Below are 16,314 nucleotides of genomic sequence, written 5' to 3'. Positions count from 1 at the left end.
CGACATCTGCCCCTCGCTCCTAGTGCAGATTGTGTTGAGAGCCTTTGCCCTCTTCATCCATCACACCGACACCGCTGCGGAACCGGTCAAGCCGGAACCGCGTTGCAGCACCATGCGGTCGGTCGGTTGCAATCAGATGGGCAAAACAATTGCCCGACGCCGGCACGGCCTTGAAGCCACCGTAGTTCCAGCCGCAATTGACATAGAGCCCATCTATCCCTGTGTGATCGATGATCGGAGACCCGTCCGGCGACATGTCCATGATCCCGCCCCAACTGCGCAAAACGCGCGCCTTGCCGATCATCGGCATCATCGCCATACCGGCCTCCATCACATGCTCCACCGTCGGCAGATTGCCGCGGGCCGCATAAGAGGAGTAGAAATCGATATCCCCCCCGAACACCAGCCCGCCTTTGTCGGACTGGCTGATATAGAAATGTCCCATGCCAAATGTGACCACATGATCCAGGCAGGGCTTGAGCCCCTCGGTCACAAACGCCTGCAGCACCGTGCTTTCGATCGGCAGACGCATTCCGGCCATCTCTGCCACCTGACTAGACCGGCCCGCGACGACCATGGCCACCTTCTTTGCCCGGATCGGGCCGCGTGACGTCTGCACCCCCCTGACCTTGCCCTGCTCGATGTCGATCCCGGTGACGTCACAGTTCTGGATCAGATCAACCCCACGCTGATCTGCACCCCGCGCATAGCCCCAGGCCACCGCGTCATGCCGCGCGGTCCCTCCGCGGGGATGATAGAGACCGCCATAGATGGGAAAGCGCAGATTGTCGTAGTTGAGGAAAGGCAGCATCTTCTTCAACTCGTCGCGTTCCAGCAGGATCGCATCATCGCCCTGGCTCAGCATCATGTTCCCGCGCCGGGCCATGGCATCGCGCTGGCCATCCGAGTGGAACAGGTTGATGATCCCGCGCTGCGAATGCATCACGTTGTAGTTGAGATCCTTTTCGAGCCCCTCCCACAAGCGCAAGGAATGAGAATAGAACTCGGAGTTCCCCTGCAGGAAATAGTTGGCCCGAACGATGGTGGTATTGCGCCCGACGTTGCCACCGCCAAGATACCCCTTTTCGAGCACCGCAATATTGGTTAGCCCGTGTTCCTTGGCCAGATAATACGCCGTCGCAAGACCGTGCCCACCACCACCGATGATCACGATATCATATTCCGAGCGCGGGCTCGGATCCCGCCAGTGCGGCCGCCAACCCTTGTTGCCGGTCAGCCCTTCTTTCAGAACGCGCAGGCCCGAAAACCGCATATCGATCCCCCTGTCTCCCGCCTTCGATAGAAGCAAGACCGTCGGGCAGTATCAACCTCGCATCCGGCGCCTGCGATGCTTTTCTGCAGTTTCGATCCACAGGGGCAAAGAAACGGCTCACAGCCGCGAAGTTCCGAGCGGCGCCTGGTTGCGAAAATGCTGTTGAAACAGACCCACTGCCTCGGGCGACAACCAATTGCCACCCGAGGGCCGGTTTTGGCTACAAGCCCTTGGCCCGATAGCTTTTTGAGACTTTATCGATCGAGACAAGATAGGCGGCGGTGCGCAGATCCTCGACATCCGCGCGGCTGTGCCAGACTTCCCGCATCGACTGATAGGCAATCCGCATGGTGTCATCGAGCCCCGATCGGACCAACTCCAGCTCGTCTGCTCCGCGCAGGTAACGATCCTTGAACTTCGGTGTCATCGACCATGCGTCACCGAGGTATCTGTCAAGCCGTTCGAGTTCGTCGACGACCAGCTGGTGCCTCGCCTCCTCCTGACGCCGCTGCATCCGGCCAAACCGGATATGCGACAGGTTCTTGACCCATTCGAAATAGGACACTGTCACACCACCGGCGTTCGCATACATGTCCGGAATGATCACTGTTCCCTTTTTGCGCAGGACTTCGTCGGCGCCGGCGGTGACGGGCCCGTTTGCAGCTTCGATGATCAGCGGTGCCTGAATCTTAGCGGCGTTGGACAGATTGATCACGCCTTCGAGCGCAGCAGGAATGAGGATATCGCACTCTTCTTCGAGCACCTCGGCCCCCTCAGCCATGTGCGTTGCGTCGGGAAAACCCGTGATGCCGCCATGTTTGACGATCCAGTGATGCACCGCCTCCACATCGATCCCGTCAGGATTGAGCAGCGCCCCGTCCCGTTCGATGATACCGGTTATCAGCGCGCCATCCTCTTCGCTCAGGAACTTTGCCGCGTGATAGCCCACATTGCCTAGCCCCTGAACGATGACCCGCTTACCTTCGAGTGTTCCGGTCAGCCCGGCCTGCTCCATATCTCTCGGGTCCCTGAAGAATTCACGAAGAGCATACTGAACGCCCCGCCCGGTCGCCTCGACCCTTCCCGAGATACCACCGGCATTCAACGGTTTGCCGGTTACGCAGGCGCGGGCATTGATGTCCGTGGTGTTCATTCGCGCATACTGGTCCGCGATCCACGCCATTTCCCTTTCGCCGGTCCCCATATCCGGCGCCGGAACATTCTGCGACGGGTTGATCAGGTCACGCTTGGCCAGTTCATAGGCAAACCGGCGGGTGATCATCTCCAGTTCGTAGTCATCGTATTGTCGGGGATCGATGCACAACCCGCCCTTGGAGCCGCCAAACGGCGCTTCGACCAGCGCACATTTATAGGTCATCAGCGCGGCCAGAGCCTCGACCTCGTCCTGATTGACTGACGGCGCATACCGGATGCCGCCCTTGACCGGCTCCATATGTTCCGAATGGACCGAACGATATCCGGTGAACGTCTGAATCTGTCCTCTCAGACGCACGCCGAACCTGACTGTATAGGTGGCGTTGCACACACGGATCTTCTCTTCCAGTCCCGGTGGCAGATCCATCAGGGCGACCGCCCGGTTGAACATGAGATCCACACTCTGACGGAAACTCGGCTCGTTGATCGGGGCCATCTGCAACCTCCCTGGTCATTCGCGACTCGCCCTTTGACGACATGGTCTGCGCCACACTATGACCGTTCGCTTAACAAGTGCGACCTTTTTTAGCATCGGACCGCCGCATTCATTCTTTCGAATTCGAAAAGGTCGAAGCGTGGCGATTCGACGGCATTGTTCGCCCGGCGAAAACAACCCGCACTGCAACGGCGCAAATGTCCCTAATTTATAGGCAATCCGCCCCGTTTTGAACCGTTTCCGCCCCATTCCTGCCACGTTCAGCCGTCATATCTGGTGCGTCCATTAGTGTCTTCCTGCGGGTCTGCCCCAGAGGGAGAGGAAGGTAAGAGATGTTTAGAGATTTCGACCGTTCCAACCGTCGCAACGCCTCAGGTAACGCAGAGTATGCGGATAAAATTCAGCTGGCGTGGCTGACCCGTTTTGCCCGCGACGAATCCGGCACATTCACCGTGCTTTCCCTTTTCCTTTTCCTGATCATACTTGCGATCGGTGGCATCGGCGTCGACCTGATGCGGTTCGAACGTGACCGCGCCTCGTTGCAGTATACCATGGACCGCGCCGTTCTGGCCGCGGCCGACCTCGACCAGCGGGCCACCCCGGAAGATGTGGTGCGCTCCTACCTCGAGAAAGCCAACCTGCTGCAGTACCTCTCCAACATCGAGGTGACACAGAATCTTGGCTACCGGAAGGTCTCCGCCACCGCCGAAACCGAGATCCCCACCCAGTTCATGCACATGTCCGGTGTCGACACACTGACCGCACCGGCGGCCAGCACCGCCGAGGAAAGCATCGGCGCAGTCGAGATCTCGCTGGTGCTGGATGTATCGGGCTCAATGCGCAGATACAGCCGGTTGGACAACTTGAAAGTTGCCGCGAAGGAATTCGTCGACACGTTGCTCGACAGCACCGAACCGGGCGCGGTTTCGATCTCTATCATTCCTTACGCCACACAGGTGAACGCGGGTGAAAGCCTGCTGGATAAATACAACGCGACCCAGGAGCACGACTACTCTTACTGCGTCAATTTCAATGACAATCAGTTCAGCAAGCCTGACCTCGAACGGGATGAAATTCTCGAGCGGACGATGCATTTCGACCCTTGGTCCTATGAGGATGGCACGATTCCAATCCCTGTTTGCCCTGTTCGGGCCGGCTCGGACATTCTCCCGCTGACAGACAATCGCATCGTCCTTCACAACCACATCGATGCGATGAGCGCTCAAGGGAACACTTCGATTGATATCGGAACCAAATGGGGAACCGTTCTTTTGGATCCCGGCACCCAATCTGTGGTTACGGATCTCATTGCCGAAGGTGAAATCGACAACAAGTTCGAAGGTCGCCCATCAAATTATGACGCCGACGTGCTGAAAATCATGGTGGTCATGTCAGACGGCCAGAATACCGACCAGTACATGCTCAACCCATCTCTGAGGGAAGGCATGTCCGATGTCTGGTACAACGCAACCTCTGATCGCTACACGGTCTATAAGTCGAACGGGAACCCGAATTACTTCTGGCCCGAAACTGAAGAATGGACGGATCATCCCTACGGTGATGAGTCGGAAGAGCCCGGGAACGCCGTGCGCCTGACCTATCCCGAATTGTTCAACCGTGCTTCGATCCGCTTTTTCTCGGACTATCTCTACCAGTTCACCAACAGCAGCTGGGGCAGGTTTTCCTCCGCTTTCTCAAAAAAGGAAACCTCGGCAAAAAACCAGCGCACCAAGCACGTCTGCGATGCCGCAAAAGACGAAGGGATTATCGTCTACACGGTTGCATTCGAAGCCCCGCGCACAGGCTACAGAACTCTGAAAGACTGCGCGAGTTCTGACAGCCACGTATATGATGTAGAAGGCCTGGACATCATATCCGCCTTTGAATCCATCGCGTCGTCGATCCGCAAACTGAGGCTGACCCAATGATACGCCGCATCGCATCCTTCGCCCGCCGGTTCCGCCGCGACGAGACCGGCACCGCCACGATCGAATTCGTGATCGTCTTTCCTGGTCTGATGGTCCTGATGCTCTCGGGTATCGAACTGGCCTTTGTCTCGCTGAACCACGCGATGTTGGAACGTGCGGTGGATCTGACTGTCAGGGACATTCGCCTGAGCACTGGTGCAGTTCAGCAGCATGATGAACTGAAAACCACCATCTGTGACCGTGCCGGGTTCATCCGCGACTGCAACTCGAACCTCAAACTGGAGATGATCCGCCTCGACCCGTTCGTCGGCGTGGCCCTTCCGGACGAGCCGGACTGCACCGACACCTCGGAGGAGGTCAAGCCGGTGAGATCCTTCGAAAACGGGCAGAGTAACGAACTGATGGTCCTGCGCGCCTGCGCCAAGATCAACCCGGTCTTCCCGACAACCGGGCTCGGCAAAACGTTGGGTGACAATGTCGACGGTCAGTATGCTCTGACCGCCACAACCGTATTCGTTCAGGAACCGCAGTAATCCCATGTTTTTGCATAGATTGAAAACCCGCCTGTTCCGTTTCGGCAAGGACACCGAAGGCTCGATCGCCGTCGAGGCCCTGATCACCTTTCCGATGCTGCTTTGGTCTCTTATGGCCTGTTACACCTATTTCGACGGCTACCGTCAGAGCGCCTCGAATCTCAAGGCCGCCTATACGATCGGCGACCTGATCTCACGAGAGACCCGGACCGTTGACGACACTTTCATCGACTCGATGCACGAGCTGTTCGGTCTGATGGTGCGCAACGAAACGGGCGTCAGCATGCGGATCTCACTGATCCGGTATGACGAAGACCGCGATGAGCATACGGTGCGCTGGTCGACCGTCCGCGGTGGTTATACCATCGAACTGACCGACGAGCTTGTGGTGGATCTGCGTGACGATCTGCCGCCGATGCCGGACGAAGACACCTTGATCCTGGTGGAGACGCGCAACATCTTTGTGCCGCCCTACAAGGTTGGCATCGACGATATTCCGCTGGAAAACTTTATCTTTACCCGCCCGCGCTTCACGAACGAGATCGCCGGCAGCGTCTGATTGAAAACTGATTTCCTATCAGCGGCGGGGCGTCAGAACGCCCCGTCTCTTTTTGCCATCATCGCCGCGATCGTTTCAGACATGAACTTGGTCTGAGATCCCGGGGTCACCCCGCCGATCCCGATCCTGCGACCCATGCGCCACCAAAGCCCGGGGCGCCATGTGCGTGCGCCGCAAGCGGACCCGGTTTTGATCAAAAAGCCGTTTGAAGGTTTGAAGGCAAAAAAGCCTCTGTCCATCGCTACGATGTCAGCAACTTCGGCGATCATGGTTCCGTCGCTGCAGCGCAACTCGGTATCGGTCAGTTCAATGCGCAGGGAGGTTGCCTGCCACAAGCGCATCGCGGCCCAGAGCGAGATCACGCCCACCGCGATCAGAAACAGCTGCCAGCCCAAGGCGGGTGGAGTAGAGAAAGAAACATACAGCGATGTCGCCCCCAGTCCGACCAGCATGGCCATCGCGAACCAGCGCCGCGGCACCGAAGCCTCGACCGTGGCCAGAATTTCGTTCTCGGTTCCGTCCTGCATCCGCCACTCCGTTCGTCGGCTTCCCGCCGCGTTTAGCGCGAATCTGCGAGACCGAACAGCCCAAAGCGCGCAGCTCTGAAGGCCGGGCTTTTTACGCTTGAACCAAAGCTCCGACGGGCCTTGCTGCTAGGGCACCGCCACGGCGAACACTTCCAGCGGTGTGTGCAACCCTTTGAGGGCATGAACCCCCACCGACCAAACCGAAACCGGGCCGCCCGACGTTTTTTTGCCAGCATCCGCAATCCGGCCGCGAAAGGTGTCGGACACCAGCAATGGCTCACCAAGGGTTCCGCACAATCCGGCAACCCGCGCCGCAAGGTTCACGTCGCGCCCGATTACGGTGTAATCCAAGCGCAACCCGGACCCGACATTGCCATAGGCCACCTCACCCAGATGCAAGGCGATCCCGACGTCGAAACTGGGTGAACCGTTTCTGTGGGCGACACGGTCCAAACCTTCCTGCGCAGCCTGAATCGCCTTAAAACAAGCCACGTTCCCTGCCCCCTCAGCGCGGAAAATGGCCAGTATACCATCACCGATGAACTTGAGCACTTCACCACCTGCCTCTTCGATCGGCGGAACGATGCAGTCGTAATAGGCATTCAGCAGTTGTGTCGCCTCTTCGGCACTCATGTCGACCGTCAGTTCGGTGAACCGGCGCATGTCCGCAAACAGGATGGCCGAACGTATGCGCATGACCTCACCCCTATGCACGTCGCCTGACAGAATGCGTCGCTGCGGCTCGGCTCCGACATACATGCGCATGACCTCTTGCATCGCCCGGGTGGTTGCAAGGATGTCCTGCGCACCGGCAAGCGCCGGAAACACAAGCCTCAGAAAGGCCAGATCTTCGTCCGAAAACCCGTTGGGCGCCCTTGTAGCAAAGCTGAATGTGCCGGCCATCCCGCTTTTCATAAAGACCGGTGCCATCAGATAATCGGTGTACCCAGCCTCCTTTAGCTCGGGCACGATGCCATAGGTATCATCCGGTGTTTCCGGCAGCCAAAGCCGCACCCACTCTCCGGTTTCGTGCACAACAGCTGCCGGCGAATGCGCATATCCGTCACCGCTTTCAGGGGTATACGGAAACAGGTACGACCTTGCGCCGGAACCGCGTTCCCAGAAACGCGCACTGGCCACCGCCTCGGCATGAAGCAGTGGAACAATTGATGTCGCCCGGTCCAATGGCACACCAGCTCTGCCGATGCGTTCCGCCATTTCGGTCAGAACTTCGTCTGCATCTTCGGATTTCAGCGCCTTGCCCAGCATGTAGTGCACCAGATCGAATGCGGTCCGCGCGCGATCCGCCGGCAGGTGGTTTAGGAAATCCGATATGTCGCTCATCCCTCAAGACTAGGCGATCGGAGCTGTCCCGTGCCAGCATCGTTAACCGGGAAGTGCCAGCATTTTCGTGCAATTTTGCACATCAACAGTTGGATCACGCGAGTTGGAGGCAGAACTGCACCATCTATATTGAGCTCAACGTCAATGTCAGGAGGAAAACAATGTCCCTCAGACCAGTACTGGAAACACGCGCCGCAACCCCGGCCATCGAAGGCGCAGGTGTGCATCTGCATCGGGCCTTTGGATTTCAGGATCCCTCGGAACTGGACCCCTTTCTGCTGTTCGATGATTTCCGAAATGATCGCCCCGAGGATTTCCTGAAAGGTTTCCCGTGGCATCCTCATCGGGGCATCGAAACCATCACATATGTTCTGTCCGGCACGGTTGAGCACGGCGATTCACTGGGCAACAGTGGCACACTTGGTGCAGGTGACGTCCAGTGGATGACAGCGGGATCGGGCATTCTTCATCAGGAAATGCCCCACGGGAACGCCTCAGGGCAGATGCATGGGTTCCAGCTCTGGGGCAACCTGCCTTCAGCACAAAAGATGACCGCGCCGCGATATCAGGATGTCCGGGGCACCGATATTCCCGAGGTGATTGACGATGACGGCACACGCGTAAAGGTAATCACTGGCAAGTTTTGGGGCAAAACCGGCCCGGTGGACGGTATCGCGTCTGACCCGCAATACCTCGACATCCACGTTCCTGCCGGGGTCAGCAAGCGCTTCAAGATCGATACTTACCGCCGTGCATTCGCGTATGTTTTCGAAGGTGAAGCCGCCTTTGCCAACGCCTCGGACCCAACTGGCATCCTGCTTGAAAAGGAAGTTGCCGGGAAAGAGGTGAATATCAGGGACATGTCCGGCAATCGCACTCTGGTACGGTTCGGCACAGGGGATGAGATCACCGTTCAGGCCGGAGTTGAAGGCGTACGGTTTCTGCTGATCTCTGGCGCACCCATCGCCGAACCGGTTGCGTGGCATGGACCGATTGTGATGAATACGCAGGCCGAACTGTTGCAGGCCTTTCGTGAACTGCGCAACGGGACGTTCATCAAGCCCGCCCATTGATCACATCACCAATGCCGCGTAAGATATTAAAATTAAGCAAGGTCGTTCAGATGATAACGGCCTTGCGCACCATGTCCCAATAAATGGTTTCAACCTCATCCAGCGACAACCTTCCGCCGCTGCGATACCAGGTGTTCACCCCGTTCAGCATGGCAATCACCGCCAGCGTCGCGATCTTTGTATCGGGAACTGCAAACTGCCCAGCTTCGACCCCGCGTCGAAGAATATCCTCCAATGCGTCTTCATACTGCTTTCGCAACGCCTCAATGGTGCGGAAATTCTCGGGCGAGAGATTTCGCAGCTCCATATAGGCAATGAAGACTTCGTCAGGCCGCCCCAGATGAAATCTGATGTGAAAACCGACAAATTTCCGCAATCTTTCCAGCGGGCTATCCGGCAACTCTTCAGCACGCCATGTTGCCAGTAACTCTTCCATATGGGCTTCCATCAGGTGGAACAGCAGGCTTTGCTTGTCGGGGATGTAATTGTAGAGGGCCCCGGCCTGAACACCCACTTCCTTGGCGATCTGGCGCATCGACACAGCGGCAAAGCCGTGTTGAGCAAACAGCCTCAGGGACTCGCGCCTGATCCGCGGGCCGGTGATATCGGAATGAGAGCCTTGGGTACGTGCCATGACAGGAAAGTTATCTGAACAAACGTTCACATAAAACCCCGCATGTTCGCTCTGACCGCCGATCCTGCAGGGGGTTTTGCGCGCGCGGCGCGATACAAAATGAACGAAACAGTCTCCGCCGCTTGCACGATTGCTGTGAAACGTGCATCACGAAACCAGTTCATCACGTTCATTGCCGCCGAATCCACATGCGTCCGCCTCTTCTGTTCCTTTCAAGCCTTTTCGTGGTATTGGCCGCCTGCACCAATGTGCCGGAGCTGCAGGAGCGTCTGACAGATGACCTGCGCAACGCGAAATACCCCGCACTTGTGCCGTTGGATCAGGCATTGAAGGCGCAGTCACCAAAAGGGGACGAGGCGCAAGAGCTTGAAGACTCCCTCACCGCCCGCCGGGACGGATTGCAAAACCGGGCAAAGGCGCTGAACGAAACCGAGGCCGTCGACGAGGAAACACGTCTGCGCATGCAACAGGGCGTCTCGGGCTAAAGCTCCGTTGCACCTGCTCTCCTAACCGGCTAAGGCACGCTGAGCCGGGGCAGTATCGACCGCGTCGGCAAACAGTATTACGGGCAGCAACAAGGACCACGCCATGACACAGCCTCTGCGCATCGGAATAGCGGGATTGGGCACTGTCGGCATCGGCGTGGTCAAGATCATCCGGCGACAGGCAGACCTGCTGAAGGCCCGGACGGGTCGGCCGATTGTCATTTCCGCCGTGTCGGCCCGCGACGCCAGCAAGGACCGCGGTGTGTCGCTGTCGGGTTTCGACTGGGAAAGCGACCCGGTGGCGTTGGCAACCCGCGATGACGTGGATGTGTTTGTCGAACTCATGGGCGGGTCTGAGGGCGCCGCCAAAGACGCGATCGAGGCCGCTCTTGCGGCGGGCAAGGATGTGGTGACCGCCAACAAAGCACTGCTGGCCATTCATGGTCAGGCACTTGCAGAGACCGCCGAGGCCGCAGGCCGCGTGATCCGCTACGAAGCCGCCGTTGCTGGCGGCATCCCTGTCATCAAAGCACTGACCGAAGGTCTGGCCGGAAACGAAATCACCCGCGTGATGGGTGTGATGAACGGCACCTGCAATTACATTCTGACCAACATGGAGGCGCGTGGGCTGGGCTATAACGCGTTGTTCGACGAATGTGCCGAACTGGGCTATCTCGAAGCGGATCCGAATCTCGACGTCGGAGGCATCGACGCGGCGCACAAACTGGCGATCCTTGCGGCCATCGCCTTTGGGACACAGCCCAATTTCGACGCGGTCGAGCTGGAAGGAATCCAGCACATCACACTGGAAGACATTCGCCAGGCCGCCGACATGGGTTACCGCATCAAACTTTTGGGCGTGGCACGACCGACACCGCGCGGGCTGGAACAGCGCATGAAACCCTGTCTCGTACCGCGAGACTCGGCGCTTGGGCAGCTCGAAGGCGGCACCAACATGGTGGTGATCGAAGGCGATGCGGTCGAACAGGTTGTCCTGCGCGGTCCGGGTGCCGGCGAAGGCCCCACCGCCAGCGCCGTTCTGGGTGACATCTGCGATCTGGCTCGTGGTTTGCGCCTTGCGACCTTTGGACAGCCGGCAACCGGCCTGACCCGGGCTGCACCGGCCAGCTCGGGGCTGCCCGCCCCCTACTATCTTCGCATGAACCTTGCCGATAAGCCCGGCGCTCTGGCCAAGGTAGCCTCTATCCTCGGCGATGCGGGGGTCTCGATCGACCGCATGCGCCAGTATGGCCACGACGAAGCCACAGCGCCGGTTCTGATCGTCACTCACAAGACAACTCGACAGGCGCTCGACGTAGCCCTCGAGGCGTTTTCCGACACCGATGTCGTGGCCGGCCCTGCGGTCGCATTGCGCATCGAAACTGTCTGACACAGACGCCTTCGCCCCTTGCAGCCAATCGGCGGCACGGGGTATGCCCATTGGAACGCCGGATTTCTGAATAGGATCTTTCAAATGACCACGACTTCATCCAACGCCGCCTTCAACGACCGCATGCTTTCCCTCGGGCTGGCCCGCGTGGCCGAACAGGCGGCGTTGGCATCGGCCACTCTGGTCGGGCGCGGCGATGAGAAGGCCGCCGATCAGGCCGCCGTCAACGCCATGCGCGAACAGCTGAACCTGCTGGACATTGCCGGCGTCGTCGTGATCGGCGAAGGCGAACGTGACGAAGCACCGATGCTTTTCATCGGCGAGGAAGTCGGAACCGGTGACGGCCCCGGTGTCGATATCGCTCTGGACCCGCTCGAAGGCACCACGCTGACCGCCAAGGACATGCCCAATGCCCTTACCGTGATTGCCATGGGGCCGCGCGGATCCATGCTGCACGCCCCCGATGTCTATATGGACAAGCTGGCGATCGGGCCAGGCTACGCAGACGGAGTTGTTTCCCTTGACATGAGCCCACGCGAGCGCGTCGAAGCGCTAGCCAAGGCAAAGGGCTGCGAAACATCGGACATAACGGTTTGTATCCTTGAACGCCCCCGACACGAAGCAATGATCGCCGAAGTGCGCGAAACAGGCGCCTCCATCCGACTGATCACCGACGGCGATGTGGCTGGCGTCATGCACTGTGCCGAAAGTGAGATTACCGGCATCGACATGTATATGGGCCAAGGTGGCGCCCCCGAAGGTGTTTTGGCCGCCGCCGCGCTGAAATGCATGGGCGGACAGATTTTCGGCCGCTTGTTGTTCCGCAACGATGACGAACGCGGCCGTGCCACCAAGGCCGGTATCACGGATCTCGACCGGATCTATGCGCGGGATGAAATGGTGACACAGGACGTGATTTTTGCCGCAACCGGCGTCACCGGTGGTTCGCTTCTGCCGCGCATCAAGCGCGAACCCGGCTGGCTGGAAACCACCACGCTGCTAATGCGTTCGAAAACCGGGTCGGTCCGACGGATGAGCTATCGCACTCCGGTCTGAACCGCTGCTGGTTTGCAGCCATCCCCGCTTTCGGGTCGCCGTTCCTAAAAAGGTGAACGCGCGGGTTTTGAGTTTCGATGATTGGCCGGATCCAGTGGGGTCCGGCCTTTCTGCATCCGGATTGCAGGGGGTGACAGTTTGAATTTTCTGGGCGTCGAACAATCACTGACAGGACGGAGATGGTTAGGGCCTTCGGTTGAAATCGAAAGAGCCGCCGAAGCGATGACGCAGCGCACCGGCCTGCCAGCTGCAGTTTGCCAGGTTCTGGCCCGTCGTGGCGTTGCGTCCGACGAGGCAGAAGCATTTCTGACCCCCCGCCTCAAGGATCTTCTGCCGGATCCCAGAACGATGCGGGACATGGAAAAGGCCGCCACCCGTTTCCTGTTGGCTGTGCGCAAGCGGCAGCGGATTGCCGTGTTTGCTGACTACGACGTGGATGGCGGTTCCTCGGCGGCGCTTCTGCTGGTCTGGCTCAGGCAGATGGGTCTGCCGGCAACGCTCTATGTTCCGGATCGGATCGATGAGGGCTATGGGCCGAACGAACCTGCTATGCAGGAACTGGCCGCATCCCATGATCTCATTATCTGTGTTGATTGCGGCACGTTGAGCCATGGCCCGATCGCGGCGGCCAGCGGTTCTGACGTAATTGTGCTGGATCATCATCTTGGCGGCGAAACCCTGCCCGATTGCGTTGCGGTGGTGAACCCGAACCGGCAGGACGAAAGCGGTGATCTGGGGTATTTCTGCGCCGCCGGCGTGGTCTTTCTCATGCTGGTGGAAGCGGGTCGACAACTGCGTGAGGGCGGGTCAAAGGGTCCGGATCTAATGTCACTGCTGGATCTGGTTGCCTTGGCCACGGTGGCGGACGTGGCGCCTTTGACCGGGGCCAACCGGGCACTGGTACAACAGGGGCTCAAGGTCATGGCCGCGCGACAGAGACCGGGACTCGTGGCCTTGTCGGACATAGCGCGGATGGATACGGCTCCGACATCCTACCATCTCGGCTTCCTGCTGGGACCTCGGGTCAATGCCGGGGGTCGGATCGGCCAGGCCGATCTTGGCGCAAGATTGCTGGCGACCGAAGACCAACACGAAGCTAAGGCGTTGGCGGAAAAGCTGGATCAGTTGAACAGTGAGCGGCGGGAGATCGAGAATGCGGTCCGGGCCGCCGCTTTGGATCAGGCAGAAACCCGTGGGCTGAGCTCGCCGCTGGTTTGGGCCGCCGGCGAAGGCTGGCATCCCGGTGTGGTCGGTATTGTGGCCTCGCGCCTGAAAGAGACCGCCAATCGCCCGGCGATCGTCATCGGATTTGATGGCGACGAAGGCAAGGGCTCGGGGCGTTCGGTGGCCGGGGTGGATCTGGGCGCAGCAATTCAGCGGCTGGCCGCCGAGGGGCTTCTGGTCAAGGGCGGTGGGCACAAGATGGCCGCGGGCCTGACCGTGATGAAAGACAAGCTGGAGGCAGCAATGTCACGGCTTTCGGAATTGCTCGCAAAACAAGGGGCTGGCACAGGCGGACCAGCCGATCTGCGGCTGGACGGTGCGATGATGCCAGGTGCTGCGACCGTCGAATTGATCGAACAGATCGAACAGGCCGGGCCGTTCGGAGCCGGTGCCCCAGCCCCGCGTTACGCCCTGCCTGACCTGCAGGTCCGCTTTGCCAAGCGCGTCGGGGACACGCACCTGAAACTCTCGCTTTCGGATGGGATGTCGGGCGGCATCGACGCCATTGCTTTCGGTGCATTTGATGGTCCGATTGGGCCACGCCTGACCGAACATGGCGGTGCGCGGTTCCACTTTGCCGGTCGACTGGAAATCAACCGCTGGGGTGGCCGGCAAAGCGTGCAATTGCGCGTCGATGACGTAGCCGAAGCCTGAACGGGAACGACGATTTTCGCCGGGGCAAAAATCGTCAAACTTGTGAAGTTTCCGCTTGCGCCCTGAAGGCGCATTGCCTAAATACCGCCTCACGCTTCGGCATGGCCCGTTCGTCTATCGGTTAGGACGCCAGGTTTTCAACCTGGAAAGAGGGGTTCGATTCCCCTACGGGCTGCCACCGAAGCATGCTCCTGCCGGAGCGCCCCCTGCGCACTGCGCCATGGCCCGTTCGTCTATCGGTTAGGACGCCAGGTTTTCAACCTGGAAAGAGGGGTTCGATTCCCCTACGGGCTGCCATCCACCACCAACCAATCAAGCACGTGCCCCGATCACTTCGGCGGTTCTCCGAGGTACCCGTTGGTATAGACGAAAATCAGCGCAAGAACGCCGATAACAATGGCCACGGCGATCAGCCCGCCACTACCCTTCTTGAAATACCCAAGGCTGAGCATGCCAACCACGAGAATCCCGATCAGGAACCATACAAACTCGCTGAACATGCTTCACCTTTTTCCAATTCCACCTCGTTTTCGACAGGTCGGGCCGGAATTGTCAAACTGAAATTAGTGACTACCGCCAGAAACGCCTGCCGTCCGACGGCCCGATCATCTACCGGGCTCCGAGATTGGAAATTCGTCTTTTGGTTCAGGACCTCTCAAGGAGTTGACCAATCAGGGCCGTCGCAAATCTGACGTCCCCGACACCCACCGAGGCGATCCATACTGGGAATCGCTGTTGCTGTAGCAAGTCGGAAACCAAATTGCATTTCGCTGATCTTCGGCAACCCATCAGATAGGTTAAGTCGCTATCCATCGCGCCCGGGTTCGTTCGGATCGCAGGAAAACAACGCGAGCTTGTTGCCCTGAGGATCACGGAGATAGCCAACATAAAACTGGGGACCATAGGCGGCTCGAAAACCCGGTTGTCCCTCGTTCAAGCCGCCCGCTGCGAGTGCCGCCGCGTGGAGATCCCGAACTTGCTGCTGATTGTGAGCCTCGAACGCAACCATAGCACCGTTACCTGCCGTTGCCGGTCGTCCATCGAACGTTGGTTTTACGTAGAAATCAGGCGGCGCGGTTGACTGCCCCGGTTGTGCAGGCAGCACGTAACTGAGACCTTCCGGCCCCTCCTCCAGTTCGTAGCCAAGGGTTAGAAGGAATGCAGAGTAAAACCTTTTTACAAGAGCAATGTCGTCGGCTCCAACTGTGACGTAGGCAATCATGCTTTAGGGTCCCTTTCTGGAATCCGCACCGTAGCAACGAGTTTTCTATGTAACAGTGAACCAGCGCAGTAACCCACTCAAGAACACACCTGAATACAGCGGCAAACCATAACCGTCTCAGACTAGCCCACAAAAACCCAGCGATATTCGGAGCGCCAACCTCAGTAATGCTTGGCGCTTTCTGCCTGTGCCACGACCACGCGCTTGGAGACCGCCGAATTGTATCGAGAGCGACAAATTCAATCCAACACACAAACATGCGGCGGACAGATTTCACTTGAGGCATTGAATTTGTTGGAGGCGAGTACCGGAATCGAACCGGTGTACACGGATTTGCAATGCGTTAGACGTGCAATCGTAACACCTGTAACGTTTGTAATCAGTAGGTTAGCGATTACGAACGTTCCTAATCGTTACAACGCGGCCCCCAGTTGGCCCCCAGTTTCGGCCCCCAGTGCTATTTATCGGCATCACTTTCGTCCAGTGCCCAAAGTTCGAAGTCCTTTGTGAAGGGCACCCAAGGACGGGCATTAAACAGGCCAAGAAAACGGCGAATAATCGTGATGTCCTTCTGTTGTTGGTGAAGGTGGTTTCGCGTCATGTTTCGGAGCGTTTCGACTTCTGACCGCAGATCATCGACCTGCCTTTGAAGTTCTGCGATTTCGGTCACCATCAACACCCTTTCTTCAATTTGTATGACTCAAACTGTCACGTCGTCGGCCATAAAAAAACCCCCGCCGGGCGAACCGGGCGGGGGCGTT

At 58.6% G+C, this 16,314-nt stretch carries 16 protein-coding genes and 2 tRNA genes; 10 read left to right on the top strand and 8 right to left on the bottom strand.

The features are described from left to right. Positions 1-19: 19 nt before the first annotated feature. Positions 20-1,273 carry a sarcosine oxidase subunit beta family protein gene (locus tag ACP15U_RS04845; protein ID WP_425044008.1) on the bottom strand — a complete coding sequence of 418 codons (1,254 nt, stop codon included), beginning with the start codon at positions 1,271-1,273 and terminating at the stop codon, positions 20-22. Between the two features lie 220 nt (positions 1,274-1,493). Continuing rightward, positions 1,494-2,924: a Glu/Leu/Phe/Val family dehydrogenase gene (locus ACP15U_RS04840; protein WP_425044007.1), complete on the bottom strand. Its 1,431-nt coding sequence runs from the start codon at positions 2,922-2,924 to the stop codon at positions 1,494-1,496. Positions 2,925-3,256: 332 nt separating this feature from the next. Here ACP15U_RS04840 and ACP15U_RS04835 point away from each other — a divergent pair, with 332 nt between their 5' ends. Genes ACP15U_RS04835 through ACP15U_RS04825 form a run of 3 tightly spaced genes read left to right on the top strand, consistent with a single transcriptional unit; the run spans position 3,257 to position 5,944 of the window. Then, positions 3,257-4,852 carry a pilus assembly protein TadG-related protein gene (locus tag ACP15U_RS04835; RefSeq protein WP_425044006.1) on the top strand — a complete coding sequence of 532 codons (1,596 nt, stop codon included), beginning with the start codon at positions 3,257-3,259 and terminating at the stop codon, positions 4,850-4,852. After that, on the top strand, positions 4,849-5,385 hold the full coding sequence (locus ACP15U_RS04830) for a TadE/TadG family type IV pilus assembly protein (protein ID WP_425044005.1): 537 nt from the start codon (positions 4,849-4,851) through the stop codon (positions 5,383-5,385). The genes ACP15U_RS04835 and ACP15U_RS04830 overlap by 4 nt, the downstream gene beginning before the upstream one ends. A gap of 4 nt (positions 5,386-5,389) precedes the next feature. After that, positions 5,390-5,944 carry a TadE/TadG family type IV pilus assembly protein gene (locus ACP15U_RS04825; protein WP_425044004.1) on the top strand — a complete coding sequence of 185 codons (555 nt, stop codon included), beginning with the start codon at positions 5,390-5,392 and terminating at the stop codon, positions 5,942-5,944. 32 nt (positions 5,945-5,976) lie between these two features. Here the strand turns inward: ACP15U_RS04825 and ACP15U_RS04820 are convergent, their stop codons facing one another. Then, positions 5,977-6,471 (bottom strand): hypothetical protein, encoded by a 495-nt coding sequence (locus ACP15U_RS04820; protein WP_425044003.1) that lies wholly within the window; start codon positions 6,469-6,471, stop codon positions 5,977-5,979. A gap of 126 nt (positions 6,472-6,597) precedes the next feature. Further along, positions 6,598-7,815 (bottom strand): adenylate/guanylate cyclase domain-containing protein, encoded by a 1,218-nt coding sequence (locus ACP15U_RS04815; RefSeq protein WP_425044002.1) that lies wholly within the window; start codon positions 7,813-7,815, stop codon positions 6,598-6,600. Positions 7,816-7,976: 161 nt separating this feature from the next. On the opposite strand from ACP15U_RS04815, the gene ACP15U_RS04810 reads away from it, so the two are divergent. Further along, entirely contained in the window at positions 7,977-8,888 is a 912-nt protein-coding gene (locus ACP15U_RS04810; RefSeq protein ID WP_425044001.1) for a pirin family protein, read from the top strand. A 46-nt stretch (positions 8,889-8,934) separates the two neighbouring features. Here the strand turns inward: ACP15U_RS04810 and ACP15U_RS04805 are convergent, their stop codons facing one another. After that, positions 8,935-9,522 (bottom strand): TetR/AcrR family transcriptional regulator, encoded by a 588-nt coding sequence (locus ACP15U_RS04805; RefSeq protein WP_425044000.1) that lies wholly within the window; start codon positions 9,520-9,522, stop codon positions 8,935-8,937. A gap of 188 nt (positions 9,523-9,710) precedes the next feature. Between ACP15U_RS04805 and ACP15U_RS04800 the strand changes: the two genes are divergently transcribed. From ACP15U_RS04800 to ACP15U_RS04775, 6 genes are all read left to right on the top strand, one after another. Next, entirely contained in the window at positions 9,711-10,007 is a 297-nt protein-coding gene (locus ACP15U_RS04800) for a hypothetical protein (RefSeq protein ID WP_425043999.1), read from the top strand. Between the two features lie 103 nt (positions 10,008-10,110). Continuing rightward, complete coding sequence (locus tag ACP15U_RS04795) at positions 10,111-11,397, top strand: homoserine dehydrogenase (protein WP_425043998.1); 1,287 nt, start codon at positions 10,111-10,113, stop codon at positions 11,395-11,397. A gap of 84 nt (positions 11,398-11,481) precedes the next feature. Then, entirely contained in the window at positions 11,482-12,453 is a 972-nt protein-coding gene (glpX, locus tag ACP15U_RS04790; RefSeq protein WP_425043997.1) for a class II fructose-bisphosphatase, read from the top strand. A gap of 138 nt (positions 12,454-12,591) precedes the next feature. Continuing rightward, the gene (recJ, locus tag ACP15U_RS04785) at positions 12,592-14,331 is read left to right on the top strand and encodes a single-stranded-DNA-specific exonuclease RecJ (RefSeq protein ID WP_425043996.1); all 1,740 of its coding nucleotides are present in this window, start codon (positions 12,592-12,594) and stop codon (positions 14,329-14,331) included. Between the two features lie 103 nt (positions 14,332-14,434). Continuing rightward, positions 14,435-14,509, top strand: a tRNA-Glu gene (locus ACP15U_RS04780). Between the two features lie 44 nt (positions 14,510-14,553). After that, positions 14,554-14,628 (top strand) — tRNA-Glu (locus ACP15U_RS04775). A gap of 32 nt (positions 14,629-14,660) precedes the next feature. On the opposite strand, the gene ACP15U_RS04770 is transcribed toward ACP15U_RS04775, so the two are convergent. The 3 genes from ACP15U_RS04770 to ACP15U_RS04760 form a co-directional block, all read right to left on the bottom strand. Then, positions 14,661-14,831 (bottom strand): hypothetical protein, encoded by a 171-nt coding sequence (locus tag ACP15U_RS04770; RefSeq protein WP_425043995.1) that lies wholly within the window; start codon positions 14,829-14,831, stop codon positions 14,661-14,663. Between the two features lie 305 nt (positions 14,832-15,136). Continuing rightward, a complete protein-coding gene (locus tag ACP15U_RS04765; RefSeq protein ID WP_425043994.1) occupies positions 15,137-15,553 on the bottom strand; it encodes a VOC family protein in 417 nt (138 codons plus the stop codon). Between the two features lie 457 nt (positions 15,554-16,010). After that, the gene (locus ACP15U_RS04760; protein WP_425043993.1) at positions 16,011-16,223 is read right to left on the bottom strand and encodes a hypothetical protein; all 213 of its coding nucleotides are present in this window, start codon (positions 16,221-16,223) and stop codon (positions 16,011-16,013) included. Positions 16,224-16,314 lie beyond the last annotated feature (91 nt).

The organism is Primorskyibacter sp. S87, from assembly GCF_049801055.1.
GTDB lineage: Bacteria > Pseudomonadota > Alphaproteobacteria > Rhodobacterales > Rhodobacteraceae > JBNAGF01.
This window is presented reverse-complemented; position numbering and strand designations above follow the sequence as displayed.